Genomic DNA, 26194 nt, shown 5'->3' with positions numbered 1-26194 from the left:
CGTGTTTCAGGAATGCAGCCTGCGCTGCTTGCTATCCATTTTGCAGCACCGGGGGCGCCGCGACGCCCTCAGTTTTCTTCGGGCGGCAGCGGAACGAAGCGCGGATCGACCACGACGGTTTCGTGCTCGGCCACCTGCTGCGCCTTGACCTGCTGGTACACAGCCTTGATCAGGTGCTCGCAGCCTTCGCGCGTGAGCGCCGAGATCTCGAAGACCGGGCCCTTGAAGCGCAGCCGCTTGACGAAGTCCTTGACCAGTGCCGCGCGCTCGTCGCCAGGCACCATGTCGAGCTTGTTCAGCACCAACCAGCGCGGCTTGTCGTAGAGCGCGGCATCGTACTTCTTCAATTCGCCCACGATGGCCTTGGCCTGGGCGACCGGGTCAACGGCATCATCGAACGGTGCCATGTCGACCACGTGCAGCAGCAGGCGCGTGCGCTGCAAGTGCCGCAGGAACAGGTGACCGAGGCCGGCGCCTTCGGACGCACCTTCGATCAGGCCGGGCAGGTCGGCGACCACGAAGCTTTGCTCCGGACCTACGCGCACCACACCCAGGTTGGGGTGCAGTGTCGTGAAGGGGTAGTCCGCGATACGGGGACGCGCATTCGAGATGGCGCTGATCAGGGTCGACTTGCCCGCGTTGGGCATGCCCAGCAGGCCCACATCGGCCAGCACCTTGAGCTCGAGCTTGAGGCTCTTCTTCTCGCCGGGCCAGCCGGGCGTCTTCTGGCGCGGCGCACGGTTGATCGCGCTCTTGAAGCGCATGTTGCCGAAACCGCCGTCACCGCCCTTGGCGATCGTGACGACCTCGCCTTCCGTCAGCATCTCGTACAGAACCTCGCCGGTTTCGGCGTCGGTGATGATCGTGCCGACCGGCATCCGGAGCACGATGTCATCGCCCGCGGCGCCGAACATGTCGGAGCCCATGCCGTGCTCGCCGCGCTTGGCTTCATGCCGGCGCGAGTAGCGGAAATCGACCAGGGTGTTGAGGTTCGAGTCGGCCACCGCGAACACGTGGCCGCCACGGCCGCCGTCGCCGCCATTGGGGCCGCCGAACTCTTTGTACTTCTCATGACGGAACGACACGCAGCCGTTGCCGCCATCGCCCGCGGCGATGTCGATGAAGGCTTCGTCGACGAACTTCATGGGATGTCCAGTTTACAAATGAAGAAGCCCCGGCAATGCGGGGCCTCGGAAAGATCGAAGTGACTGCGGGGCTTAGGCCGCGGGCGTCACGTTGACCATGTGCTTGTTCAGCGCACCCTTGTGACCGAACGACACGTGGCCGTCGACCAGGGCGAAGAGCGTGTGGTCCTTGCCCACGCCGACGTTCACGCCGGGGTGGAACTGGGTGCCGCGCTGGCGCACGATGATCGAGCCTGCGCTGATCAGTTCGCCGCCGAAGGCCTTCACGCCGAGCATCTTGGGCTTGGAATCGCGCCCGTTTCGCGTGGAGCCGCCGCCTTTTTTCTGTGCCATGGAATGTGCTCCTTAGCCGGCGATCGCGCCGATTTGCAGTTCGGTGAACTGCTGGCGATGGCCTTGACGTTTTTGATAGTGCTTGCGACGGCGCATCTTGAAGATGCGAACCTTGTCGTGCAGGCCGTGCGACAGCACCGTGACTGTCACCGTTGCGCCGGACACCAGGGGCGTGCCAACCTTGATTTCAGCGCCGTTTCCGACAGCCAGAACCTGGTCGATCACGATTTCCTGGCCTACGTCCGCAGCAATCTGTTCTACTTTAATTTTCTCGCCGGAAGCAACGCGATACTGCTTGCCGCCGGTTTTTATGACCGCGTACATGTAAACCTCTTAGAAATGAGTCTCCGCAGCGAATTCCGCAGAGCCCAAGATTATAGCGCGGTTTGCGAACACTCACCACCCCGACGCTGAGACGCTCCAGGGAATCGTGCACGGCTCCCTATAATTCCCGCGTTCCGGCCCCCAGGGCCGCCCTCATCCTCGCAGCGCCCCGCGCCTTCGCTTTGCCAGTTCCCGCCGCCGACACCTCCCCCACCGCCACCGTGCTGGACCTGATTGCCGGCGACATGGTCGAAGTCGACCGTGTGATCGCCCAACGCCTGAACACCGGCGTTCCGCTGGTCAGCCAGGTTTCGCAATACATCATCTCGGCCGGCGGCAAGCGGCTGCGGCCGGCGCTGCTGCTGCTCATGGCAGGCGCGCTCGGCTACACCGGCGAACAGCGCTTCAACTTGGCGGCCGTGGTGGAGTTCATCCACACCGCCACGCTGCTGCATGACGACGTGGTCGACGAATCGACCCTGCGCCGGGGCCGCGCCACCGCCAACGAATCCTTCGGCAACCCCGCCAGCGTGCTGGTGGGCGACTTCCTGTATTCGCGCGCTTTCCAGATGATGTTGGATGCAAACAACATGCGCATCATGCAGATCCTGGCCGAAGCGACCAACGTGATCGCGGAAGGCGAAGTGCTGCAACTGATGAACATGCACGACGCCTCTCTGGACGAAGCGGCGTACCTGCGCGTGATCCGCTCCAAGACCGCCAAGCTCTTCGAGGCGAGCACCCGGTTGGCGGCCGTGCTGGCCGGCACCACGCCCGAAGTCGAAGAAGCCTGCGCCACTTACGGACAAGCACTGGGCACCGCCTTTCAAGTGATCGACGACGTACTCGACTACGCGGGCGACGCCCAGGAAACCGGAAAGAACGTCGGCGACGACCTGCGCGAAGGCAAGACGACCTTGCCGCTGATCTTCGCCATGCAGCGCGGCACCCCCGAACAGAGCGCGCTGGTGCGCGCCGCCATCGAGGCCGGCGACACTGCCCAGCTCGGAAAAATCGTCGAGATCGTTCGCGAAACGGGCGCACTGGAAGCCTCGCGTGCAGCGGCCGCGGCAGAGGCCGAGCGCGCAATTCATGCATTGCGCGACCTTCCGTCGAATTTGCACGCTTCAGGTTTGCTACAATTAGCGGCTCAGTTGCTTGAGCGACGTGCCTGAAACACCTCCACAGAGTTGGTATCTAGGACGAGTTCTTTTTCTTGCAACCAATCGGGGTGTAGCTTAGCCTGGTAGAGCGCTACGTTCGGGACGTAGAGGCCGGAGGTTCGAATCCTCTCACCCCGACCAGTTTTTCTCGACTGGTCCAGTTAATGTCAGCCCCTGTTGCTGTGTAACGATTTACAGCACAGGCGTGTTCAGCGATGATCGTGAAGCACTTTTTCACATCTTTTGCATTCGCTGAATGGCCGCTGCCGAAATTCCCGTTAAAGAAACTACGCAGATCGCCCTTCCCGGCTTGGCGCGCGCCCTCGTGTCGGCCGGCAAGCTCGCGGCGAAGACAGCCGAAGACATCTATCAGAAGTCGCTGAGCGGCCGCACCAGCTTCATCGCCGAGCTGACCGGCACCGGTGCCGTCTCGGCCGCGGACCTCGCCCACACCCTCTCAAGCGCCTTCGGCGCCCCGTTGCTCGACCTCGATGCCATCGATCACCAGCGCCTGCCCAAGGACCTGCTCGATCCGAAGCTCTGCCATGCGTACCGCATCGTCGTTCTCAGCAAGCGCAACAACCGCCTGATCGTCGCGACGGCCGACCCGTCGGACCAGCAAGCCGCGGAGAAAATCAAGTTCGCGTCGCAGATGGGCGTGGACTGGGTCATCGCGGAGTACGACAAGCTCTCGCGCATGATCGAAGCCGCCGCAGCCAGCGCTGCGGAAACGATCAACAGCATCGTCGGCACCGAGTTCGAGTTCGACGACGTCACGGCCGACACCTCGGGCGACGCCAACGAACAGGCCATCGCCGAGGTCGAAGACGCACCCGTGGTGCGCTTCCTGCACAAGATGCTGCTCGACGCCGTGAGCATGCGGGCCTCGGACATCCACTTCGAGCCCTACGAACATCATTACCGGGTGCGCTTTCGGGTCGACGGCGAGCTGCGCGAAATCGCCAGCCCGCCCACGGTCATCAAGGACAAGCTGGCCTCGCGCATCAAGGTCATTTCGCGGCTCGACATCTCGGAAAAACGCGTGCCGCAAGACGGCCGCATGAAGCTCAAGATCGGCCCCGACCGCGTGATCGACTTCCGCGTGAGCACGCTGCCCACCCTGTTCGGCGAGAAGATCGTTGTGCGCATCCTGGACCCGAGCAGCGCGCGCATGGGCATCGACGCCCTGGGCTACGACGCCGACGAGAAAGAACGACTCCTCCACGCCATCAGCCGCCCCTACGGCATGGTGCTGGTGACCGGCCCCACGGGCTCGGGCAAGACCGTGTCGCTCTACACCTGCCTGAACCTGCTGAATCAGCCGGGCGTCAACATCGCAACGGCGGAAGACCCGTCGGAAATCAACCTGCCCGGCGTCAACCAGGTCAACGTCAACGAGAAGGCCGGCCTCACTTTCGCGGCCGCGCTGCGTGCCTTCCTGCGGCAGGATCCCGACATCATCATGGTCGGCGAAATCCGCGACCTCGAAACCGCCGATATCTCGATCAAGGCCGCACAAACCGGTCACCTGGTGCTGTCGACGCTGCACACCAACGACGCCCCGACCACACTCACGCGCATGCGCAACATGGGCATCGCGCCGTTCAACATCGCGTCGAGCGTGATCCTGATCACCGCGCAACGCCTCGCGCGCCGGCTGTGCATGCTGTGCCGCGCGCCGATCGACATCCCGCGCGAAGCCCTGCTCGATGCCGGCTTCAAAGAGGAAGACATCAACGGCACCTGGAAGCCCTACCGCCCGGTCGGCTGCGCCGCCTGCAGCGGCGGCTACAAGGGCCGGGTCGGCATCTACCAGGTGATGCCGATTTCGGAAGCCATCCAGGAAATCATCCTGCGCGACGGCAGTGCGCTGGACATCGCGAACCAATCCGAAGCCGAAGGCGTGCGCTCGCTGCGCCAGTCCGGCCTTCGCAAAGTCATGCAGGGTCTCACTTCACTCGAAGAAGTCGTCGCCTGCACCAACCTATAACGAACACACTGAACACCGGAGATCGAATGGCAACAGTGGCATCCTCCCGCTCCCAGGTCACGCACAAGGAATTCGTCTTCGAATGGGAAGGCAAGGACCGCAACGGCAAGCTGGTGCGCGGCGAGCTTCGCGCCGCCGGGGAGAACCAGGTGCAGGCGGCCTTGCGTCGCCAGGGCGTGCTGGCCTCCAAGATCAAAAAGCGCCGCATGCGCTCGGGCAAGGCGATCAAGCCCAAGGACATCGCGATCTTCACGCGCCAGCTCGCGACCATGATGAAGGCGGGCGTACCGCTGCTGCAGGCCTTCGACATCGTCGGGCGCGGCAACGCGAACCCGAGCGTCGCCAAGCTGCTGAACGACATCCGCAGCGACGTCGAGACCGGCACCTCGCTGTCGGCTGCTTTTCGCAAGTTTCCGAAGTACTTCGATAATCTCTATTGCAACCTCGTGGAAGCCGGGGAAGCGGCCGGTATTCTGGAGGAGTTGCTGGATCGTCTCGCGACGTACATGGAGAAAACCGAAGCGATCAAGTCGAAGATCAAGTCGGCGTTGATGTACCCAACCTCAGTGGTCGTCGTAGCCTTCATTGTGGTGGCGATCATCATGATCTTCGTGATTCCCGCCTTCAAGCAAGTGTTCACTTCATTCGGCGCCGACCTACCCGCACCGACGCTGATTGTGATGGCCATCAGCGAGTACTTCGTTTCTTACTGGTGGCTGATCTTTGGAGTCATCGGCGGCGGGACTTACTTCTTCCTGCAGGCCTGGAAACGCAACGAACGCGTCCAAAAATTCATGGACCGTCTGCTGCTGCGCCTCCCGATCTTCGGCACGCTGATAGAGAAATCCTGCATCGCCCGCTGGACCCGCACGCTCGCCACCATGTTCGCAGCCGGCGTACCGCTGGTGGAGGCGCTCGACTCCGTGGGCGGCGCATCGGGCAACTCGGTCTACGGCGATGCCACCGCCAAGATCCAGCAGGAGGTCTCGACCGGCACCAGCCTGACGACGGCCATGACCAACGTCAATCTGTTCCCCTCGATGGTGATCCAGATGACCGCCATCGGCGAGGAATCAGGCTCGATCGATCACATGCTCGGCAAGGCCGCCGACTTCTACGAGTCCGAAGTCGACGACATGGTCGCCGGCCTCTCCAGCCTGATGGAGCCCATCATCATCGTGTTCCTGGGCGCCATCATCGGCGGCATCGTTGTGTCGATGTACCTGCCCATCTTCAAGCTCGGCCAGGTCGTCTGATGCTGGTGTCGCAAGGGTTCGACACCGCATTGGCCGGTGTGCTGGGGCTATTGATCGGCAGTTTCCTCAACGTGGTGATCTACCGCACCCCGGTCATGATGTACCGGGGCTGGCTGAGCGATGCGGTCGCCAATCTCATGTCGTCGAAGGACATGCCGTCGCTCTGGTCGCTGGTCTTCGGTCCGAAGGCCGTGCCGCCCGCAGGGCTCGAGGCGGCCGCCGACAAGGCCGCCGAAGCGCTCGAGAAACTCCCGCCCTTCGACCTCACGCGCCCCGCCTCACGCTGCGGCGCGTGCGGCCACAAGATCCGTTGGTACCAGAACATCCCCGTGCTCAGTTACCTCGTGCTGCGTGGCCGGTGTGCCAGCTGCAAGACCTCGATCAGCCCCCGCTACCCGCTCGTCGAGCTGATCACGGGCGCGCTGTTCGCCCTGTGTGCACACCGCTTCGGCATCACCCCCACGGGCGCGCTCTGGGCAGCCTTCGGCGCCATGCTGATCTGCCAGTTCCTCATCGACTTCGACACCCAGTTCCTGCCCGATGCATTGAACTACCCACTGCTTTGGCTGGGCCTGGTCGGTGCCGCCATGGGCTGGACGGGCGTCAGCCTGAACACCGCGGTCTGGGGTGCCGTGTTCGGCTACCTGAGCCTGTGGCTTGTGTACCATGCCTACCGCCTGGCCACAGGCAAGGAAGGCATGGGACATGGGGACTTCAAACTGCTCGCCGCTCTGGGCGCCTGGCTCGGCGCCGACTACCTCATTGCAATCATCCTCGTCTCGTCGGTGGTGGGCGCCGTGATCGGCCTCACGCTGCGCTTCGCCGGCAAGCTGGCCCACAAGGACATTCCCATCGCCTTCGGCCCCTTCCTGGCCGGCGCCGGCCTGATCTGCCTCATGGCCGGTCCCGCCGTCGTCAAGCAGTGGATTCCCTTCGCCTTCCCTTTCGGGGCCCTGGCCCTTTGAGAACGACAGCGGCATGGCGGTGAAGCGCATCGGCCTGACCGGCGGCATCGGCAGCGGCAAGAGCACGGTCGCGTCGCTGCTGGTGGCCGAAGGGGCCGTGCTGGTCGATACCGACGCCATCGCCCGCCGCATCGCACAGCCCGGCGGCATGGCGATGCCCGCCATCGAGGCCGCATTCGGCGCCTCGGTCATCGCGCCCGACGGCGGCCTCGACCGGGCCGCCATGCGCCAGCTGGTGTTCGCCGACGCGGGCGCCAAGGCCCGTCTCGAAGCGATCCTGCATCCGCTGATCGGCACCGAAACGCAACGCCAGGCAGCCGCCGCCGGCGACGACGCCGTCGTCGTGTTCGACGTCCCCCTGCTGGTCGAATCCGGCCGCTGGCGCGCCCTCGTGGACCGCGTGCTGGTGGTCGATGCCCGCGAAGACACGCAACTGCAGCGCGTGGTCGCCCGCTCGGGATGGGAGCCCGAAGCCGTGCGCGCCGTGATCGCCCAGCAGGCGCCGCGCAAGGCGCGCCGGGCCGCCGCCGACGCCGTGATTTACAACGAGTGGTTGACGCTCGCGGAACTGGGCACCGAGGTGCGGGGTCTCTGGAAGCTGTGGGCTGCGGCCACCACGCGATAATCCGAGACCAGCCGCCCCGGCGGCTCTATAACGATTACGACAAAAAGGCGCTCGCCCCTGCAGTGCCCTCCCCGAGATGCTTTTCAACTCGTATCCCTTCATTTTTGTCTATTTCCCGCTGGTCCTGATCGGGTTCTTCCTGATCGGCAAGCGCAACGCCCGCGCCGCCGCCGGCTTCCTCGGACTGGCCTCGCTGTTCTTCTACGGTTGGTGGAGCGTGCAGGCCCTGCCGCTGCTGCTGGGTTCCATCTGCGTCAACTACTGGTTCGGCCTGCAGCTGACGCCCGCGCCGGGGCGCAACGACCGCAAGCGCAAGGCGCTGCTGATCGCCTCGCTGGTGATCAACCTGGGCGTGCTGGCCGTCTTCAAATACGCCAACTTCTTCCTGGAAAACGTCGATGCGGGGCTGGTCGCCGCGGGTCTCACGCCGATCGATCTGGTGCACATCGTGCTGCCGATCGGCATCTCGTTCTATACCTTCACGCAGATCGCCTTCCTGGTCGACTGCTGGCAGGGCAAGGTGCACGAGCGCAGCTTCATCCACTACGTGCTGTTCGTCACCTACTTCCCGCACCTGATCGCGGGCCCGGTGCTTCACCACGCGCAGATGATGCCGCAGTTCGCGAACCCCGCGACCTACCGGATGGACCCGAACAAGGTCGCCATCGGCCTGACGATCTTCGTCTTCGGCCTCGCCAAGAAACTGCTGATCGCCGACCCCATGGGGCAGTACGCCGACTTGATGTTCAACGGCGTTCACAAGGGCATCGAGCCCACGCTGTACACCGCGTGGTTCGGCGCGCTGGCCTACACGCTGCAGATCTACTTCGACTTCTCGGGCTACTCGGACATGGCCGTGGGCCTCTCGATGTGCCTGGGCGTGCAGCTGCCGCTCAACTTCCGCTCGCCCTACAAGTCGACCAACATCATCGAGTTCTGGCGCCGCTGGCACATCTCGCTGTCGACCTTCCTGCGCGACTACCTCTACGTGCCGCTGGGCGGCAACCGCAAGGGCCCGGCGCGGCGCTACCTGAACCTGTTCCTCACGATGCTGCTGGGCGGCCTGTGGCACGGCGCGGCCTGGACCTTCGTGGTCTGGGGCGCGATGCACGGCGCGTTCCTGATGGTCAACCACCTCTGGAACGCCAAGGTCCGCCGCAACGCCACCCCGGGGCGCACCGCGCGCGTGCTGGGCTGGCTGCTGACCTTCCTGTGCGTGGTGGCGGCCTGGATCGTCTTCCGCGCCGACGGCATGAACACGGCCATGTCCATCTACAAGGGCATGCTGGGCCTGCACGGCGCGCCGGTCTCGGCGTTCAGCGAGTTCGGCAAGGTGCCGTTCCGCAAGCCGGAGTTCTTCCAGCTCATGCTGGTGGCGATCGTCATCTGCCTGACACTGCCGCCGACCATCACCCTGGAGCGCTGGATTCCCCATCCGAAGTCGATGGCCGGCCGCCCGGTGATGGCCCGCCTGTCGACCGTGGTGCTCGCCATCGGTACCTTCGCACTGTTCGCGTGGTGCGTTTCGAAGCTGGGCGGCTACAGCCCCTTCCTCTATTTCCAATTCTGATTCGACATGACGACGACCACGACGCCCGCGAAAGTCTGGCTGCGGTTCTTCCTCTTCGGCTACTTCGTCCTGATGGCCCTGTGGATCATTTCGCTCACCAGCCCGGTGCCCTACGGCGACCTCACGCGCATCGGACGCCTGTCCGAGCGCGAGTTCGGCTGGCGCGACCCGCCGCCCAAGGTCGATCCGGTCTACCTCGCCAGCACGCCCATCGAACAGGCGGACGTGATGGTCGTCGGCGACAGCTTCTCCATGACGCACCGCTGGCAGTCCGTGCTCGCCAAGGCCGGCTACCGGGTCTCGACCTCGTACTGGGGCCAGTACGGCGAATCGCTGTGCGGCGACTTCAGCCAGTGGGTCCACGACTCCGGCTTCAAGGGCAAGCTGGTCATCATCGAAAGCGTGGAGCGCCTGCTGGACATGCGCATGCGCTACAGCGAGCGCTGCAAGGACGGCAAGACCATCTTCCCCTACAGCGCCAAGGCCGAGCCCCTCATCGAACCCGACGAGACCGTGCCCGCCTTCGCGCCCAACTGGGAAGTGCAGTACATGACCGGCGTCGTGACCTACTACCACACGTGGAAGGCCAAGAACTCGCCGGTAGACACCTATTTCGATCGTGACACCTGGGTAAGGAAAGTCCCCGACGGTTGCAAATTCTTCTCGCATCGCCAGTGCGACCGGATGCCCTTCTTCCAGGAAGACGAGGACAATGGCCCGTTGACCTCCGACACGCTGGCGCGAATGAAGAACTTCACCGCTGCGCACAGCACCATCCCGCTCCTGTGGATGGTGGTGCCCAACAAGACCACGGTCTACCTCAAGCCCGATTTCTCGAAGGACTTCGAAAGCGGCTTCCGCGACGCGAAGCTGGGCCCCGACCTTTACGCCTTCACCCGCGAAAAGCACACGCAGATCCGCGACTTCTACTTCTCGAACGACACGCACATGTCCATGCACGGACAGCTCGCACTCGGCGAGCGCATGCTGGCCGCGGTGCGCGAAGTGATGCCCACACCCCCTTCCAAATCGCCCTGAAGTTATGATTCCGCGACAGGAAACCGACAAATACGCGTGATCCTCTACGAGTACCCCTTCAACGAGCGCATCCGCACGTACCTGAGGCTGGAGCATCTGTTCCGTCGCCTCGGGGAACTGGTGCCCTCGGAATCGCCGCTTTCGCACCACTACGCCCTGGTCACGATCTTCGAGATCATGGACGTGGCGGCGCGCGCCGACCTCAAGGCCGACGTTCTGCGCGACCTCGACAAGCACAAGAACGTCTTCAACAGCTACCGGGGCAATCCGGCCATCGCCGAGACGGTGCTGAACCAGGTGGTCGACCAGCTTGAACGCAACTTCAGCGCGCTCAACGGCGTGGCCGGCAAGGCGGGACAGGCACTCACCGAGAACGAGTGGCTCATGAGCATCCGCAGCCGCGCCGGCATTCCGGGCGGCACCTGCGAGTTCGACCTGCCCGCCTACTACGCGTGGCAGCACCGCACGCCGGCCAGCCGCCGCGCCGACCTGGAGCGCTGGTCGAACACGCTGTCGCCGCTGGCCTCGTCAATCTACCTGCTGCTCAAGCTGCTGCGCGACGCCGACGTGCCCTACAAGGTGATCGCCACCCACGGGCAGTTCCAGCAGAACCTGCCGCAGGGACGCAGCTTCCAGCTGCTGCGGCTGCGCATCGATCCCAAGCTGGGCCTGGTCCCGGAAATCAGCGGCAACCGCCTCATGGTCTCGGTGCGGCTCATGCGGCACGAGGCCGACGACCGCCTGCACCCGAGCACGGAAGACACCCCCTTCGAACTGACCCTCTGCGCGTGAGGCCCGGTGTGAGCAAGAAGAAAGAAGACGAACGCATCGTCCGCTGCCCGACCTGCGGCGGCGACAGCATTTATGCGGAGCGCAACCCGTTCCGGCCGTTCTGCAGCGCACGCTGCAAGGGCATCGACTTCGGCGCCTGGGCCACCGAGGAATTCAGGATGCCGGCGGAGACACCGCCCGACGAAGAGCCTTTCGGCGATCCCAAACTGCAGCAATAGATTGGCTGCACGCCACCGCAGCCCAGCCAGGGCTGCGGGGCCGTCAGTTGGCTGCCGCGGGCTGCACGCCCTCTTCCAGGAACACCTTGTCCAGGTAGGTCGCGAACTGCCGCGTGAACGCGGGCCGCAGGTGGCCGTGGTCCTTGTAGGCCGGCGCACCGTCAGGCATCGTCCGCGGGCACTGGCCGTCCTTGCACAGGGCGCCCAGCACGTCGATCGCCTCCGCGCCGCTGGCGGCCGCGATCTGCAGAAGCCGCTGGTTGAGCTTCACCTGGTCGGCGAGCACGGGCGCGGTCGGCGAATTGCCCACCACCGACAGCGTGCGCAGCCGGCTGCCCTCGATCATGCGGCGGGGTTCGAAGTCGTCACCCAGCGCGTTGTCGAGCAGCAGATAGACCTTTTTCTTCTGCTTGACCAGCTCGGTCACCCACGCCTGCAGCGCCACCAGCGAGGGCTCGATGCCAGCGCGGTCGCCGCGGGTCAGGGAGAGCGACGCGCCGTTCGCGCGCAGCACATAGTCCAGCGGGAAGTCGCCCGTGAAGTAGCAGTTCCAGCAGCTGCCGATCAGCACGGTGTCGATCTGCGGGTCGCGTGCCATCGCCATCCACTGGTCGCGGGCCGGGCCGCAGCCGGGGTTCTGTTCGGCGAAGACGTTCGGAATGGCCGGGCACGCGCCGTAGGTGAAGAAGTACGTGGTCGCCATGCGCTCGGGCGCAAGGCGTGCCAGCTCCGCGGCGCGGGGGCCGTATTCGATGACGTGGCTGTCGCCGATCAGCAGCACCTTGCGGGCGCCGTTGCCGATGCGATTCACCGCGTAGGGTCCGAAGTTCTCCGAGGAAAAGCCGGCGTAGTAGTCGCCGTCCACCGTCGCGTCGGTCACCTTCTGCAGCAGCTCGCTGTTGTGGCGTGCGGGCAAACCGTTGAGCACCGCCACGCCGGCCACGGCCACGAAGGCGCCGGTGCCCACGAGCGTGCGCAGCATGCCCGCGCCCAGGCGGGCCCGCGTGAACCGTTCGATGAAGCGATAGGTCAGCCAGGCCAGCAGCACGCTGGTCACCACCATCGTCACGCGCGTGCCCACCGACGGCTCCGCGCCCTTGACGATCCGCGCGTACACCAGGAGCGGCCAGTGCCACAGGTACAGCGGATAGCTGATCAGGCCGATCCACACCATTGCGCGGTTCGACAGGAAATACTTGTTCAGCACGCCCGTCGGGCCGGCCGCGATGCAGCTCACCGCGCCCAGCGTCGGCAGCAACGCCCACCAGCCGGGGAAGGCCTTGTCGCTGCGGATCATCACGAGGCCCAGCACGATCAGGCCCACGCCCAGCACCGACTGCACATGGCTGCGCCAGACGCTGGGCGCCGACGGCTTCATCCGCATGCAGGCCAGGATGCCGCCCACCATCAGTTCCCAGAAGCGCGAAGCCGGCGAATAGAAGGCCGCCGTACGGAACGGATGGATCGTCGTCACGTTGATGAGGAACGACACCACCGCCAGCACCCACAACACGCGCACGATCGGCCAGCGCCGGCGCCAGGCCAGCCCGAGCAGCAGCGGCCAGAAAATGTAGAACTGTTCTTCGATGCCCAGCGACCACAGGTGCAGCAGCGGCTTGGTCTCGGCGGCCGTGTCGAAGTAGCCGGCCTCGCTCCAGAAGACGAAGTTGGCCACGAAGCCCACGCCGCCCAGCGCCTGCTTGCCCAGTTCGACGAATTCCTTGTTGAGCAGCACGTACCAGCCGAAGGCCAGCACGCCCGCCAGCATCAGCATCAGTGCCGGGAAGATCCGGCGGATGCGCCGTGCATAGAAGTCGCGGTAGCTGAAATCGCCGGCCGCGTGGCTCTGCATGATGATCGTCGTGATCAGGAAGCCCGAGATCACGAAGAAGATGTCGACGCCGATGAAGCCGCCAGGCAGCAGCTTCGGGAACGCGTGGAAGATGACGACCGAGGCCACGGCCACGGCGCGCAGGCCGTCGATGTCGGCACGGTACTTGGGATGCATATCTCTTACTTCTGGACCACGGTCGTGCCGTGCGTCGTCAGGCGACGGTCGACACCGCCTCGGCGGCCGACGCGGGCAGGCCGCGTTCCTCGACCAGCCACGCCAGCACCGGCAGCGCGCCCGGCAGCACCGGCGCCACGTCGAGCGGCAGTTGCTGCCATGCCATGGCCTGGCTTTCGCGCATTTCGAACTCGCCGGTCCAGTCCGTCACCTTGCACCAGTGCAGGCGCACCAGCGCATGCGGGTAGTCGTGCTCCGTGACCTTCCAGACCTCGGCGCCGCCGATGGTGATGCCCAGTTCTTCCTGCAGCTCGCGGCGCAGGGCTTCCTCGACCGTTTCACCGGCCTCGATCTTGCCGCCCGGGAACTCCCAGTAGCCCGCGTAGGCCTTGCCTTCGGGGCGCGTGGTGAGCAGCAGCGCCTCGTCGGCCAGACGGATCAGCACGCCGACGGCCACTTCGGTGTGCTTGCGCGCCGATGTCACAGCCTCGCTCACGCGCCGGCCCGCCCTGCGTAGTCGCGCGCGAACTGGTAGGCCACGCGGCCGCTGCGCGAGCCGCGCTCCAGCGCCCACACGAGCGCCTCGGGCCGCGCCGCCGCGATGGCCGCGTCGTCGACGCCGAACGACGAGAGCCACTGGCCCACGATCGTCAGGTATTCGTTCTGGCTGAAGGGATAGAAGCTCACCCATAGGCCGAAGCGCTCCGACAGCGAGATCTTCTCTTCGATCACCTCGCCCGGATGCACCTCGCCGTCGTCCGTGTGCTTGTACGTGAGGTTGTCCTTCATGTACTCGGGCAGCAGGTGGCGCCGGTTGCTGGTGGCGTAGATCAGCACGTTGGGCGTCGAGGCGGCAATCGATCCGTCGAGGATCGACTTGAGCGCCTTGTAGCCCGGCTCGCCCTCGTCGAAGCTCAGGTCGTCGCTGAAGACGATGAACTTCTCGGGACGCTGCGACACCACCTCGACGATGTCGGGCAGGTCGGTGAGCTCGGCCTTGTCGACCTCGATCAGGCGCAGGCCCTGGGGCGCGTAGGCCTGCAGGCAGGCGCGGATCAGCGACGACTTGCCCGTGCCACGTGCGCCGGTCAGCAGCACGTTGTTGGCCGGCTTGCCTTCGACGAACTGGCGCGTGTTGCGCTCGATCTTTTCCTTCTGGACGTCGATTTCCCTCAGCGAATCGAGCGCCATCGTGGCCACGTGCTTCACGGGCTCCAGCACGCCATGGCCGGAGCTGCGGCGGCGGTAGCGCCACGCAATGGAGGCGCTCCAGTCGGTCGGCGCGGCCAGCGGCTGCGGCAGGATCGATTCGATGCGGCCGATGAGTTGCTCGGCGCGTTCGATGAGCTTCTGGAACTGCTCGTTCATGACCGGTAGTCGGCGTTGATGGTCACGTATTCGTGGCTGAAGTCGCAGGTCCAGACGGTGTCGCTGGCGGTGCCGCGGCCCAGGCCGATGCGCACGGTGATCTCGCTCTGCTTCATCACGCGCTGGCCGTCTTCCTCGCGGTACGACGGATTGCGCCCGCCCTTCACCGCCACGTGCACGTCGTCCAGGAACAGGTCGATGCCGGTCTGGTCGAGGTCGGCAATGCCGGCATAGCCGACGGCCGCCAGGATGCGGCCCAGGTTCGGGTCGCTGGCGAAGAAGGCGGTCTTGACCAGCGGCGAATGCGCCACGGCGTAGGCCACCTGGCGGCACTCGGCCCCGTCCTTGCCGCCTTCGACCTGGATGGTGATGAACTTGGTCGCGCCTTCGCCGTCGCGCACGATGGCCTGCGCCAGCAGGCGGGCCACGTCGCGCATCGCGGCCACGAGCGCCTGGCCGTCGGTCGAGTCGAGCGAGGTGATGGTCGCGTGCGCGGCCTTCTGCGTGGCGATGACCACGAAGGAGTCGTTGGTCGAGGTGTCGCCGTCGATGGTCACGCGGTTGAACGAGGCGTCGGCCAGCTGCGTGGCCAGCGGCTGGATCAGCGCCGGGTCGATCTTCGCGTCGGTCGCCATGAAGCCGAGCATGGTCGCCATGTTCGGGCGGATCATGCCGGCGCCCTTGCTGATGCCGGTGATCGTGACCGTGGCGCCGCCGATCTGCACCTGGCGGCTGAACGCCTTGGGGATCGTGTCGGTGGTCATGATGCCTTCGGCGGCACGGCCCCAGTTGTTCTCCGACGCGTCAGCCAGCGCGGCCGGCAGGCCGGCTTCGATGCGGTCCACGGGCAGCGGCTCCATGATCACGCCGGTCGAGAACGGCAGGATCTGTTCGGGCGCGAGTTCCAGGTGGCGCGCCAGCGCAATGCAGGTGGAGCGCGTGCGCATCAGGCCGTCTTCGCCGGTGCCGGCGTTGGCGTTGCCGGTGTTGATCACCATCGCGCGGATGCCGTAGTTGGCCTTCAGGTGATCGCGGCAGACCTGCACCGGGGCGGCGCAGAAGCGGTTCTGCGTGAACACGCCGCCGACCGCCGAGCCTTCGTCGATCAGCACGACGGTCAGGTCCTTGCGGTTGGCCTTGCGCACGCCGGCTTCGGCCACGCCGATGCGGACGCCGGGCACCGCGAACAGCGCGGCGGGATCGGGAGCGGACAGGTTCACGGGCATGGGATTTCTCTCAATGAAAGGTGCGGGACTTCAGCTCAGCTCAGCTTGCCGTGGCACGCCTTGTACTTCTTGCCGCTGCCGCAGGGGCAGGGGTCGTTGCGGCCGACGCGCGCAAAGGCGGCGGCTTCGGCGCTCAGCGCGCCGGTGCCGACAGCCGCCAGGCGGCGCTGGTTCTCTTCGTCGACGCGCACCTCGACCTCGCCGGTCTCGGTGGGCGCGGTGTAGGTGATGTTCGAGACGTTCTCGCCGCGGCTTTCCATTTCCTCGGCCGCCTGCTCGAGCTGTTCGCCCGACTGCACGCGCACCGTCATGAGCTGGCGCGTGACTTCGTTCTTGACCGAGTCGAGCAGCTGGCCGAAGAGCTCGAAGGCCTCGCGCTTGTATTCCTGCTTGGGCTGCTTCTGCGCATAGCCGCGCAGGTGGATGCCCTGGCGCAGGTAGTCGAGCGAGGCCAGGTGTTCGCGCCAGTGGGTGTCGATGCTCTGCAGCAGCACCATGCGTTCGAACTGGGTGAAGTTCTCCTGGCCGATCAGCGTGACCTTGGCGTCGAAGCTCTCGTTGGCGTAGGCCACGATCTTCTCGACCACTTCCTCGTCGGAGATGGCCTCGGACGCCTCGACCTGCTGCTTGAGTGGCATGTCGATGCCCCACTCGCTGAACAGGCTCTTCTCGAGGCTGTCGAGGTCCCACTGCTCTTCGACCGATTCGCGCGGCACGTACTGGCGCGCGAGGTCGGTGAAGCAGCCTTCGCGCAACGCGGCGATCTGCGCCGTGAGGTCGGCCGCGTCGAGGATGTCGTTGCGCTGCTGGTAGATCACCTTGCGCTGGTCGTTCGACACGTCGTCGTACTCGAGCAGCTGCTTGCGGATGTCGAAGTTGCGCGCCTCGACCTTGCGCTGCGCGCTCTCGATGCTGCGCGTGACGATGCCGGCCTCGATGGCTTCGCCGTCGGGCATCTTCAGGCGGTCCATGATCGCCTTCACGCGGTCGCCCGCGAAGATGCGCATCAGCGGATCGTCCAGGCTCAGGTAGAAGCGCGAGGAGCCCGGGTCGCCCTGGCGGCCCGAACGGCCGCGCAGCTGGTTGTCGATGCGGCGCGACTCATGGCGTTCGGTGGCAATGATGCGCAGGCCGCCCAGCGACTTCACGAACTCGTGGTCCTTGGTCCACTCGGCGCGCACGTGGGCGATGTCGGCCTGCTTGGTGGCTTCGTCGCGGCCTTCGTCGGCCTCGATCGCCTCGATCATCTTCTCGATGTTGCCGCCCAGCACGATGTCGGTGCCGCGGCCGGCCATGTTGGTCGCGATGGTGATCATCTTCGTGCGACCGGCCTGCGCCACGATGTCGGCTTCGCGGGCGTGCTGCTTGGCGTTGAGCACCTGGTGCGGCAGGCCTGCCTTCTCGAGCAGGGCATCGATGATTTCGGAGTTCTCGATCGACGAGGTGCCCACCAGCACCGGCTGGCCGCGCTCGTAGCACTCGCGGATGTCCTGGATCGCCGCTTCGTATTTCTCGCGCGTGGTCTTGTAGACGCGGTCGAGCTGGTCGTCGCGCTTGCTGATGCGGTTCGGCGGAATGATCGTGGTCTCGAGACCGTAGATTTCCTGGAACTCGTAGGCCTCGGTGTCGGCCGTGCCGGTCATGCCGGCCAGCTTGCCGTACAGGCGGAAGTAGTTCTGGAAGGTGATCGAGGCCAGGGTCTGGTTCTCGGCCTGGATCTCGACGCCTTCCTTGGCTTCCACGGCCTGGTGCAGGCCGTCGCTCCAGCGGCGACCGCTCATGAGGCGGCCGGTGAATTCGTCGACGATGACCACTTCGCCCTGCTGCACCACGTAGTGCTGGTCGCGGTGGTACAGGTGGCGGGCACGCAGCGCGGCATTCAGGTGATGCATCAGCGTGATGTTGGCCGGGTCGTACAGCGACGCGCCTTCGGGAATCAGCTTGAGCTCGCCCAGGATGCGCTCGGCGTTCTCGTGGCCGTCTTCGGTCAGGAACACCTGGTGGGTCTTCTCGTCGACCGTGAAGTCGCCGGGCACCGTGACGCCCTCGCCCGTGCGCGGATCGGCTTCGCCTTCCTGCTTCTTGAGCAGCGGCACCACCTTGTTGATCGCCAGGTACAGGTCGGTGTGGTCTTCGGCCTGGCCGCTGATGATCAGCGGCGTGCGGGCCTCGTCGATCAGGATGGAGTCCACCTCGTCGACGATCGCGAAGTTCAGGCCGCGCTGCACCCGGTCGCCGGGCTCGTAGACCATGTTGTCGCGCAGGTAGTCGAAGCCGTACTCGTTGTTCGTGCCGTACGTGATGTCGCTGCCGTAGGCAGCCTGCTTTTCCTCGCGCGGCATCTGCGGCAGGTTGATGCCCACCGACAGGCCCAGGAAGTTGTACAGGCGGCCCATCCAGGTCGCGTCGCGGTTGGCCAGGTAGTCGTTCACCGTGACCACGTGCACGCCCTTGCCGGACAGCGCGTTCAGGTACACGGGCAGCGTGGCGGTCAGCGTCTTGCCTTCGCCGGTACGCATTTCGGAGATCTTGCCGTTGTGCAGCGCCATGCCGCCGAGCAGCTGGACGTCGAAGTGGCGCATCTTCATGACGCGCTTGGAGCCTTCGCGCACGGTGGCGAAGGCTTCGGGCAACAGGTCGTCGAGCGACTCGCCCTTGGCGATGCGGTCCTTGAATTCCTGCGTCTTGGCGCGCAGCGCGTCGTCGCTGAGCTTTTCGAATTCGGGTTCGAGCGCATTGATGCGCGTCACCGTCTTGCGATACTGCTTGAGGAGCCGGTCGTTGCGACTGCCGAAGATCTGGGTCAGGAAGTTGGTTGCCATGGGCGTGGAGAGGGGCGGGCACCTGACACGACAGGCACTGCGACCGGATTCCCTAAGATATGGTGAAAGCAGTTGGGCGCACCTTCTTCGAATGCAAGCTTCGCAAGTCTCGAAGTCGGATGGCCCCGTTCCGGAACAAACGCCGACGCACGCGTCGGCAAACCGGGCATTTTAGCTGTCTTGTTTCTAACCCCTGGATTACCCATGTATCGCCGACTGCCCCCCGCCATTTCACTGCACGATGCTGCGGCAGGCGCCCCCACCCTGGGGAGCCTGATGGCGCGCGCGCGGGACACGGCCGAGCGGCTGAAGGCCATCGAAGGGTTGATTCCACCGGCCATGCGCGCGGCCATCCAGCCGGGGCCGGCCGAGGGCGACGTGTGGTGTCTGCTGGTCAAGGGCAGCGCCGCAGCCGCCAAGCTGCGGCAGCTGTCGCCGATGCTGGTCACGCGGCTGAAGAACCGGGGCTGGGACGTCGCGACGATCCGCATCAAGGTGCACACGGGGCGCTGAGCCCCGGGATGGCACACCGCCTCAGGCGGTCACGGCGCGGTCGGGCCAGCTCGGGTCGCTCGACGCGTCGGAGGTCAGCACCATCACGACATGCGCATCGGCCGCGATGGTTTCGGCCTCGCGCAGTTGCCGCACGGCCCCCAGGCCCGCCGCTGCCGCGAGTTCGGCACTCACGCCGGCCGCAGTAAGCAGCCGCCGCGCCGCGCGGGCTTCGTCGTCGCCCACCACCACGGCACCGCCGCCGCTGGCCGTGGCGGCCTGCCATTGCAAATAAGTGACCGTCGCGCCCGCGCTCGACAGCTGCGCCGTGCGACCGGGGTAGCTGCCGTTGAGCGCCCCGCCGCCGAGCACGCGCGACAGCCGCGGGAAGGGCTCGACCAGCCACATCCGCGGCAGCCGCGCGATGCGCCCCGCCGCCAGCAACTCGCGAAAACCGGCGTAGATGCCCCAGGCCATGTCGCCGCGCCCGGTCGGCACCACGACGTGGTCGGGCAGGCCGCCGTCCTTCAGGCACTCTTCGGCGATGGCCTTGTAGCCCTCCACGCCCAAGGGTGCGCTGCCCAGCGCCGGCAGGCGGTAGTTGGACAGCGCGAAATACCCCGGGTACTGCGAGCGCTCGCGCACGAAGCCCCAGCGGCCGGTGTTGTCGGCGAACACATAGCGCCGTGCGCCCAGCGCGTCGAGCTGGCGGGCGTAGGTGGCGGGCATCGCCTCGTAGGAGGCCACCTCGCAACCGAGCCCCGCGGCCCAGGCGTAGTGCGCCGCCGACACCGCCGTGTTGCCCGAGGAGGCGAGCACCAGCGTGTGGGCGCCGGCGTCCAGCGCCTGCGCCACGCCCATCGCGGTCAGCCGGTCTTTCGGCGAGCCGGTCGGGTTGCGCGATTCGTCCTTGATGCTCAGGCGCGCGATGTCGAACTGCCGCGCGAGCTCGGGCATGTCGTGCTGCGGCGTGTTGCCCTCGCCGAGCGAAAAGCCCTGCACGTACGGCATCGGCACCACGTCCGGGCCGCCGGGCCGGTAGCTGGCGCGCAGCCCGACGTGAAAGCCGGCCTGCCGGCAGGCCGGGCAGCCGTCGTTGGCGAGCGTGACCGGGTACAGCGCGTCGCAGCGCAGGCACTGCAGCCCCTGCAGGCGCGGATTGCACTGCGGCGTGAACGAGCGGCCGAGCACCCCGGCCGGCCGGCCCGGCAGGAAGGTCTGCGCAGGGCTCTCCGGCGGCGCGGTGAACTTGAAGTCCAGAACGGGCGATGGGGTCACGGATCGTTGACTCGTTAATAAATGTGACGGAATCTTATTCAAAATCAACGAAATCCACGACACGGGAGTTCATCCCATTGCAGTGGATTTCAGATTTCCTTCACTTATTTCCACGTGAATTCGTGGTTCAGCCCGATCACCACGCCGCGCACGCCCTGCGGCCCGGTGCGCGAGGTGCTGATGTCGACGCTGATCAGCGGCGTCAGGCTGAAGCGGCCGCCCACGCGCGAGGTCCACAGGCCCCCGGCCCGGTGGCGCTCGGCGATCAGCGACACGGCGTCGTTCAGCACCCACTCCACGGCCAGGCCGCCGCGCGGCGTGCGCGCGCCGGTGCCCAGCGCCCAATCGGCGCCCAGGTTGGCATGAATCTGCAGGCTGGCCGTGGGCCGCCAGGTCAGCGGCACCACCAACTGGCCGCCCCAGCGACCGCCGCGCCGCAGGTCGGCCACCGCGCCCATCGACACGGCGGCGCTGAAAGGCGCGTCGGCGGCCGTCCCGGCAAAGGTCCATTTGAGTTGCGGGCCGCCCGTGACCGAATGCACGCCCTGCGCCGAGAGCCGGTCGAAGTTCAGCCCCAGCTCGACCGGCCCGACCCGGCAGGCCGGCCCGACATGGAAACCCGTCGTGACCGGCCCGGCGCCGCTGCGGCCCCACCAGGTCTCGTACTGGCACTGGCCGGGGTCGAGCGTGCCGGCGTCGTCGACATCGAAGTGGCCGGCGGCCTGTGCGCCCAGGCCCGGCAACGCCGCGCATGCGGCAAGGAGCAGGCGTGCGGTGCGCGTGTTGTTGTTCTTCATTTCGTGCTTCCCTCGGAGAGCCCTGCCTCATTCTAGGAAGCCGGAAAGTCCGCGCCATGACGCGGCAACGCCATCCCCCACCCTTCAGAGTTCGAACTGCGGCTGCAGCTCGCGGATGCGCTTGATCGCCACGCCCGCGGCGGCCGTGCGCGTCTCGACGCCCAGCTTCACGTACACGCGCTCCAGGTGCTTCTTGGCGGTGGCCGGGCTGCTGCCGAGGATCTCGCCGATGTCCTTGTTGGTCTTGCCCTTGACCACCCAGTACAGCACCTCGGCCTCGCGCGCCGTGAGCTTCAGGCTCAGGCTCATGGCCTCGATCACGGCGGTGTCGGACACCTCGCGCATGACGATCATCCATTCGTCGCCGGCGTCGTCCTCGCCGGTCTGGCGGTGCAGCCGCAGGCTCAGGCTGCGCGCGCCCTGCGCGATGACCAGGGCCGGCGGCTCGATGCCGCGCGCGCGGGCGTCGGGCGCGTGCTGGCGCAGCCAGCCAAGCACGGCCGGCGGCGTCTCGGGCGCCTGCGTTTCGCAGTAGCGCGCCAGCAGGTCGCGCGCCAGCGCCGTCTGCCAGATCAGCCGCCCCTCGGGCAGGCGCACCGTGATGCTTGCGTAGCCGAAGGCGTCGAGCGCGTTGCGCGCCTGCCCGGCCTGGTGCGCCTCCTGCCGTGCGCGGCGCGCGCCCTGCAGGTGCACGTTCATGCGCGCCAGCACTTCCTTGGGCTTGATGGGCTTGGTGACGTAGTCGACGCCGCCCGCCTCGAGCGCGGCCACGAGGTGCTCGGTTTCGGTGAGGCCGGTCATGAACACGATGGGAATGTGCGCGGTGGCCGCGTCGGCCTTGAGCCGGCGCGCCACCTCGAAGCCGTCGATGCCCGGCATCATCGCGTCGAGCAGCACGATGTCGGGGCGCGCCTGCGCGGCGCGCTGCAGCGCCTGCTCGCCGTTGGTGGCGATGAGCACGGTGTAGCCCGATTCGTCGAGCGCGTCGTGCAGCACGGCGAGGTTGTCGGGCACGTCGTCGACGATCAGCACCAGGTCGCCGTGGGCGCCCTGCTGCTCGCGCAGCGTGCGGGCGAGCGGTGAAGCGGGCAGGGTCGGTGGAGACAAGAGAGTCATGCGGCGCCCTCCGCGGCTTCGGCCAGCGCGCGGCCCATGGCCTCGAACTGGAACTGGCGGGCCAGCGCGCGCTGGGCCTCGGTCCACGCGGCGCACTCGGGCTGCGCGGCGTCGATGTCGTCGAGCTGGTTCATGATGCCCCGGAAGTAGCCCAGGCCCACGGCCTCGTCGAGCGCACGCAGGCGTGCCAGCGACGGCGGCTGCATCGCGCGCGGCGCGGCCACGGCGGGCGCGGGCCGCGCGGCGGTGTCGGTCCACTGCAGGGCGAGCCGGCGCTCCAGCCAGTCGAGCAGTTCGGTGTGGCGCACAGGCTTGACGAAGAAATCTTCGGGCGCAATGCCCACGTCGTTGTCCAGGCCCTTGTCGAAGGCGTTGGCCGAGACGATGGCCACCGACGCGTCGGCCAGCCCCAGCTTGCGCGCACGGCGGATGGTCTCCCAGCCGTCGATGCCGGGCATCGCGAGGTCGACGAACATGGCGTCGGGCCGGTAGCCGGCGGCGATGAGGTCCAGCGCGTCGTGCCCGCTGGCCGCGCTGCGCAGCTCGAAGCCCAGCGGCGCGAGCACATGGCCCAGCAGCTCGCGGTCGGCCTCCTCGTTGTCGACCACCAGCAGGCGCCGGCGCGCGCCCTCGTAGCCGCGCCGCGCGCGCGGTGCCGGCGCAATGCGCGCACTGCCCGCCACCGCCTCGTGCACGCGCGGCAGGAACAGCCGCACGCAGAACAGCGAGCCCTCGCCCGGCGTGCTGCGCACCTTCATCTCGCCGCCCATCAGGTCGGTCAGCATCTTCGCGATGGTCAGGCCCAGGCCCGCGCCCGGCGCCGACGACACCGCCGCGTGGCCGCGCGCAAAGGGCTCGAAGATGCGCTCGATGTCGGTGTCCGTCATGCCCGGCCCGGTGTCCTCGATCTCGATGGCGGCGAACTCGCGCGCGTAGGAAATGCGCAAGGTCACCTGCCCCGCCGCCGTGAACTTGATCGCGTTGCCCAGCAGGTTGATGAGGATCTGGCTCACACGTTTTTCGTCGGCGCGCACCACGTCGGGCAGCGCACCGGCCGCCTCGAAGCGAAAGCTCAGGCCCTTCTCGGCCGCCTGCAGCTCGAACATGTCGGCCAGCTCGCGCATCGCGTCGGCAAAGCGCATCGGCCGCGCGTCCAGCGTCAGCTTGCCGGCCTCGATGTGGGCGATGGCCAGCGTGCCCTCGATGAGCGACAGCAGGTGCTCGCCGCCGCGCTTGATCACGGCCACCGCCTGCTGGCGGTGCGGCGGTACCGAGTGGTCTTCGCCCATGAGCTGCGCATAGCCCAGGATGCTGTTGAGCGGCGTGCGCAGCTCGTGGCTGATGGCGCTGATGTAACGGCTCTTGGCCTGGTTCGCGAGGTCCGCCGCGCGCCGCGCCTGGTCGGCCGCGAGCTTGGCGTGCTCGGCGATCTCGCGGGCTTCTTCAGCGCTCTGCTTGGCGTCCTGCAGCGCGCGGTCGGTCTCGCGGTGCAGCGCAATCTCGCGCACCAGCAGGTGGGTCTGGCGGTTCGATTCTTCCTGCGCCACCTTGCGGCTCTGGTGCGCCAGCACGAGCCACCACGCGACGATGCCCGCGATGACAAGCAGCGCCATGTAGGCCTTGAGAAAACCCGAGCGCAGCGACGCCTGCTGCACCGCGACCAGCGCCCCGGCCACGTCGGCCTGCGCCGCCAGCGCGAGCGCGCCTTCGCTCAGGGCCCGCAGCTCCTGCTGGTAGAGCACGCCGAACACCACGGCCAGCAGCGGCACGATGACCAGCATCAGCAGCAGGAAGTGCCCGAGCCCCGTGTCGAGGTAGCGCCAGCTGCGGCGCGGCAGCAGCCAGCGCAGCACTGCGGACCACTGCGCCGACAGGCTCGCGTGCGGCTTGCACAGGTCGCCGCAGCGCGCGTCGAGCGTGCAGCACAGCGAGCAGATCGCGCCCTGGTAGGCCGGGCAGTGCGCCATGTCGGGGCCTTCGTACTCGCGCTCGCAGATCACGCAGTGCTGCACCTTCAATCGCTGGTAGCTGCCGCCGTCGTCCGACGAGGGTTCGACCCGCGCCCAACGCACCTTGCGCCCGCCCGCGGCCGGCGCGAACAGCACCGAGCCGCCGGCGTCGGATGTGCGCGCCAGGTAGTACTTGCCACCCGTGGCCCACGCCAGCAGCGGCGACGCGACCAGCGCCGTGCCGAGCGCAATCAGCGCCGAGAAGGCCTGCGCCAGCGGCCCGAACACGCCCAGGTGCGCCGTGATCGACAGCACCGACGCCAGCGCCATCGCGCCCACGCCCACCGGGTTGATGTCCCACAGGTGCGCGCGCTTGAACTCGATGCCCGGCGGCGACAGCCCCAGCGGCTTGTTGACGACCAGGTCGGCCACCACGGCCATCATCCAGGCGATGGCGATGTTGGCGAACAGGCCCAGCACATCGCCCAGCGCCTCGAACACGTTCATCTCCATCAGCATGAAGGCGATGAGCGCGTTGAACACCACCCACACCACGCGCCCCGGGTGGCTGTGCGCCACGCGCGAGAAGAAATTGCTCCAGGCCAGCGAACCCGCGTAGGCGTTCGTCACGTTGATCTTCAGCTGCGAGACCACCACGAACAGCGCCGTGGCCGCCACCGCCCAGCCGTAGTTCGGAAACACGTACTCGTAGGCCGCCAGGTACATCTGGTTCGGATCGACCGCGCGCTCCACCGGCACCATGTGCGTGATCGCCAGGTAGGCCAGCGCCGCCCCGCCCAGCATCTTGACCACGCCCAGCACCACCCAGCCCGGCCCGCCCGCCAGCACCCCGGCCCACCAGCGGCGCGCCGTGCCCGCGGTGCGCGCGGGCATGAAGCGCAGGTAGTCGGCCTGCTCGCCCATCTGCGTGATGAGCGCGATGCCGACCGTCAGCGCAGCACCGAACAGGTGCAGGTTGAATCCTTGTGCGCCCGACTTCGCCCCGCCGTAGTGCGTGATGCCCGCGAACGCACCAGGATCGCGCACCAGCACGAAGACAAAGGGCACCACCAGCATCAGCAGCCACAGCGGCTGCGTCCACAGCTGCAGCCGGCTGATCACCGACACCCCGTGCGTGACCAGCGGAATCACCACCAGCGCACACACCAGGTAGCCCCACACCGGCGGAATGCCCAGCGCCAGCTCGAGCGCATAGGCCATCACGGCCGCCTCGAGCGCGAAGAAGATGAAGGTGAAGCTCGCGTAGATCAGCGAGGTGAGCGTGGAGCCGATGTAGCCGAAGCCCGCGCCGCGCGTGAGCAAATCCATGTCGACGCCGTAGCGCGCCGCGTACACGCTGATCGGCAGCCCCGCCAGGAAGATGATGAGCCCCGTGACCAGGATCGCCCAGAAGGCGTTGGCGAAGCCGTACTGCACCAGCAGCGTGGCGCCGACCGCCTCCAGCACCAGGAACGAGGCCGCCCCGAAGGCCGTGTTGGCCACCCGCCATTCGGACCATTTGCGAAAGCGCTGCGGCGTGTAGCGCAGCGCGTAGTCCTCCAGCGTTTCGCTCGCGACCCAGCTGTTGTAGTCGCGCCGCACCTTGACGATGCGCTGGGGAGCGTCGTCGGTCAGAAGAGGTGGGTCGGCGGAATTCACACCGTTTCGGTGCAGCTTCCGTGCCACCGGGTACGGCATTTGGCGAACAGGGCACGACTG

The 26194-nt window shown here is 66.8% G+C and carries 22 protein-coding genes and 1 tRNA gene; 11 read left to right on the top strand and 12 right to left on the bottom strand.

The window, feature by feature from the left end; genetic code table 11:
- Positions 1-68: 68 nt before the first annotated feature.
- The 3 genes from cgtA to rplU form a co-directional block, all read right to left on the bottom strand.
- Entirely contained in the window at positions 69-1145 is a 1077-nt protein-coding gene (gene cgtA, locus AC07OX_RS06730; RefSeq protein ID WP_307696280.1) for an Obg family GTPase CgtA, read from the bottom strand.
- Positions 1146-1217: 72 nt separating this feature from the next.
- Positions 1218-1478, bottom strand: coding sequence for a 50S ribosomal protein L27 (gene rpmA, locus AC07OX_RS06725; protein ID WP_013543198.1), 261 nt, complete (start codon positions 1476-1478; stop codon positions 1218-1220).
- Between the two features lie 12 nt (positions 1479-1490).
- On the bottom strand, positions 1491-1802 hold the full coding sequence (gene rplU / locus AC07OX_RS06720; RefSeq protein ID WP_062474515.1) for a 50S ribosomal protein L21: 312 nt from the start codon (positions 1800-1802) through the stop codon (positions 1491-1493).
- Positions 1803-1984: 182 nt separating this feature from the next.
- Between rplU and AC07OX_RS06715 the strand changes: the two genes are divergently transcribed.
- The 10 genes from AC07OX_RS06715 to AC07OX_RS06670 all read left to right on the top strand — a co-directional run bounded on the left by AC07OX_RS06715 (position 1985) and on the right by AC07OX_RS06670 (position 11419).
- Positions 1985-2977 carry a polyprenyl synthetase family protein gene (locus AC07OX_RS06715; RefSeq protein WP_070063612.1) on the top strand — a complete coding sequence of 331 codons (993 nt, stop codon included), beginning with the start codon at positions 1985-1987 and terminating at the stop codon, positions 2975-2977.
- A gap of 52 nt (positions 2978-3029) precedes the next feature.
- Positions 3030-3106 (top strand) — tRNA-Pro (locus tag AC07OX_RS06710).
- 115 nt (positions 3107-3221) lie between these two features.
- The gene (pilB, locus tag AC07OX_RS06705) at positions 3222-4955 is read left to right on the top strand and encodes a type IV-A pilus assembly ATPase PilB (RefSeq protein WP_495260828.1); all 1734 of its coding nucleotides are present in this window, start codon (positions 3222-3224) and stop codon (positions 4953-4955) included.
- Positions 4956-4981: 26 nt separating this feature from the next.
- Positions 4982-6211 carry a type II secretion system F family protein gene (locus tag AC07OX_RS06700; protein ID WP_495260829.1) on the top strand — a complete coding sequence of 410 codons (1230 nt, stop codon included), beginning with the start codon at positions 4982-4984 and terminating at the stop codon, positions 6209-6211.
- Entirely contained in the window at positions 6211-7176 is a 966-nt protein-coding gene (locus AC07OX_RS06695) for a prepilin peptidase (RefSeq protein ID WP_495260830.1), read from the top strand. The genes AC07OX_RS06700 and AC07OX_RS06695 overlap by 1 nt, the downstream gene beginning before the upstream one ends.
- Positions 7177-7189: 13 nt before the next feature.
- Complete coding sequence (gene coaE, locus AC07OX_RS06690) at positions 7190-7801, top strand: dephospho-CoA kinase (RefSeq protein ID WP_495260831.1); 612 nt, start codon at positions 7190-7192, stop codon at positions 7799-7801.
- Positions 7802-7877: 76 nt separating this feature from the next.
- Positions 7878-9371 carry an MBOAT family O-acyltransferase gene (locus tag AC07OX_RS06685; RefSeq protein WP_495260832.1) on the top strand — a complete coding sequence of 498 codons (1494 nt, stop codon included), beginning with the start codon at positions 7878-7880 and terminating at the stop codon, positions 9369-9371.
- Positions 9372-9377: 6 nt separating this feature from the next.
- Positions 9378-10409: an alginate O-acetyltransferase AlgX-related protein gene (locus tag AC07OX_RS06680; RefSeq protein WP_062474527.1), complete on the top strand. Its 1032-nt coding sequence runs from the start codon at positions 9378-9380 to the stop codon at positions 10407-10409.
- Positions 10410-10445: 36 nt separating this feature from the next.
- Complete coding sequence (zapD, locus tag AC07OX_RS06675; protein WP_070063618.1) at positions 10446-11201, top strand: cell division protein ZapD; 756 nt, start codon at positions 10446-10448, stop codon at positions 11199-11201.
- Positions 11202-11209: 8 nt separating this feature from the next.
- Complete coding sequence (locus AC07OX_RS06670) at positions 11210-11419, top strand: DNA gyrase inhibitor YacG (RefSeq protein ID WP_062474531.1); 210 nt, start codon at positions 11210-11212, stop codon at positions 11417-11419.
- Between the two features lie 43 nt (positions 11420-11462).
- Here AC07OX_RS06670 and AC07OX_RS06665 read toward each other — a convergent pair whose 3' ends face one another.
- Genes AC07OX_RS06665 through secA form a run of 5 tightly spaced genes read right to left on the bottom strand, consistent with a single transcriptional unit; the run spans position 11463 to position 18843 of the window.
- Complete coding sequence (locus AC07OX_RS06665) at positions 11463-13427, bottom strand: acyltransferase family protein (protein ID WP_495260833.1); 1965 nt, start codon at positions 13425-13427, stop codon at positions 11463-11465.
- 37 nt (positions 13428-13464) lie between these two features.
- A complete protein-coding gene (locus AC07OX_RS06660) occupies positions 13465-13923 on the bottom strand; it encodes an NUDIX domain-containing protein (RefSeq protein WP_070063620.1) in 459 nt (152 codons plus the stop codon).
- Positions 13920-14795: an ATP-binding protein gene (locus tag AC07OX_RS06655; protein ID WP_062474537.1), complete on the bottom strand. Its 876-nt coding sequence runs from the start codon at positions 14793-14795 to the stop codon at positions 13920-13922. The genes AC07OX_RS06660 and AC07OX_RS06655 overlap by 4 nt, the downstream gene beginning before the upstream one ends.
- On the bottom strand, positions 14792-16021 hold the full coding sequence (gene argJ / locus AC07OX_RS06650) for a bifunctional glutamate N-acetyltransferase/amino-acid acetyltransferase ArgJ (protein ID WP_495260834.1): 1230 nt from the start codon (positions 16019-16021) through the stop codon (positions 14792-14794). Before argJ ends, AC07OX_RS06655 begins: the two co-directional genes overlap by 4 nt.
- A gap of 35 nt (positions 16022-16056) precedes the next feature.
- Positions 16057-18843 carry a preprotein translocase subunit SecA gene (gene secA / locus AC07OX_RS06645; RefSeq protein ID WP_495260835.1) on the bottom strand — a complete coding sequence of 929 codons (2787 nt, stop codon included), beginning with the start codon at positions 18841-18843 and terminating at the stop codon, positions 16057-16059.
- 204 nt (positions 18844-19047) lie between these two features.
- Here secA and AC07OX_RS06640 point away from each other — a divergent pair, with 204 nt between their 5' ends.
- Positions 19048-19356: a DciA family protein gene (locus AC07OX_RS06640; RefSeq protein ID WP_062474543.1), complete on the top strand. Its 309-nt coding sequence runs from the start codon at positions 19048-19050 to the stop codon at positions 19354-19356.
- Between the two features lie 21 nt (positions 19357-19377).
- On the opposite strand, the gene AC07OX_RS06635 is transcribed toward AC07OX_RS06640, so the two are convergent.
- The 4 genes from AC07OX_RS06635 to AC07OX_RS06620 all read right to left on the bottom strand — a co-directional run bounded on the left by AC07OX_RS06635 (position 19378) and on the right by AC07OX_RS06620 (position 26149).
- The gene (locus AC07OX_RS06635) at positions 19378-20613 is read right to left on the bottom strand and encodes a pyridoxal-phosphate dependent enzyme (RefSeq protein ID WP_495260836.1); all 1236 of its coding nucleotides are present in this window, start codon (positions 20611-20613) and stop codon (positions 19378-19380) included.
- Positions 20614-20717: 104 nt separating this feature from the next.
- Entirely contained in the window at positions 20718-21410 is a 693-nt protein-coding gene (locus AC07OX_RS06630) for a PA4824 family protein (RefSeq protein ID WP_495260837.1), read from the bottom strand.
- An 84-nt stretch (positions 21411-21494) separates the two neighbouring features.
- Positions 21495-22526: a response regulator gene (locus tag AC07OX_RS06625; RefSeq protein ID WP_495260838.1), complete on the bottom strand. Its 1032-nt coding sequence runs from the start codon at positions 22524-22526 to the stop codon at positions 21495-21497.
- On the bottom strand, positions 22523-26149 hold the full coding sequence (locus AC07OX_RS06620; protein WP_495260898.1) for a hybrid sensor histidine kinase/response regulator: 3627 nt from the start codon (positions 26147-26149) through the stop codon (positions 22523-22525). Before AC07OX_RS06620 ends, AC07OX_RS06625 begins: the two co-directional genes overlap by 4 nt.
- Between the last annotated feature and the right edge of the window lie 45 nt (positions 26150-26194).

It is taken from the genome of Variovorax sp. GW821-FHT09D07 (genome assembly GCF_059416345.1).
This window is presented reverse-complemented; position numbering and strand designations above follow the sequence as displayed.